The 671-nt window shown below is 56.5% G+C and carries 1 protein-coding gene and 1 pseudogene; one reads left to right on the forward strand and one right to left on the reverse strand.

What is annotated here, in order from left to right; all coding sequences use genetic code 11:
• On the forward strand, nt 1–466 hold a 466-nt coding region (locus U1T56_RS24245; RefSeq protein WP_418162052.1), incomplete at its 5' end, for an inorganic phosphate transporter.
• A 59-nt stretch (nt 467–525) separates the two neighbouring features.
• Here U1T56_RS24245 and U1T56_RS24250 read toward each other — a convergent pair.
• A pseudogene (locus U1T56_RS24250) lies at nt 526–671 on the reverse strand (BioY family transporter); the annotation flags it as partial.

A 671-nucleotide genomic window follows, 5' to 3' on the forward strand; every position in this document is an offset into this window, starting at 1 on the left:
AATTGTGACGGCGGCGTTTCAGGCGTATACGCACGGAACAAACGACGCTCAAAAAGCGATGGGGATCATTACGATGGCGTTAATCGCCGGCGGATACCACGCGACGACCGACATTCCTGAATGGGTGCGCATTTCTGCCGCCTTGGCCATGGGGTTGGGAACGGCCGTTGGTGGGTGGAAGATCATTAAAACGGTCGGCGGGAAAATTATGAAAATCCGCCCGATCAACGGGGCGGCGGCCGATTTGTCGTCTGCGCTCGTCATTCTTTCGGCGACGATGTTCCACTTGCCAGTCAGTACGACGCACGTCATTTCCTCGGCCATCATGGGAGTCGGCGCCGCCCAACGGGTGAAAGGCGTCAAATGGGGCGTCGCTCGCCGCATTGTGCTGACGTGGATCATCACCTTGCCGGTGTCAGCGTTGATTGCGGGGTTTGTGTACCAGATCCTTCGTTTATTCTTCTAATCCATGATCGAGGGTTTCCAAACAAAAAGCGCGCCTGGTGTAAAAAAGGCGCGCTTCGGTTATTCCGCCGGACGGCTCGCGGAAGAGGAGCGGCCGATCGCCCGGCAAAGCTTTGGAGCGATCAAGCCGGCTGCGATCGATAGCAAAATGTCTTTTGGCAGCGGAACCAGCATCCAGCCCCATACCATTTGGTACGACAATCCTT

The sequence above is a fragment of the Benzoatithermus flavus genome (assembly GCF_037908215.1).
In the GTDB taxonomy this organism is placed as follows: domain Bacteria; phylum Pseudomonadota; class Alphaproteobacteria; order Geminicoccales; family Geminicoccaceae; genus Benzoatithermus; species Benzoatithermus flavus.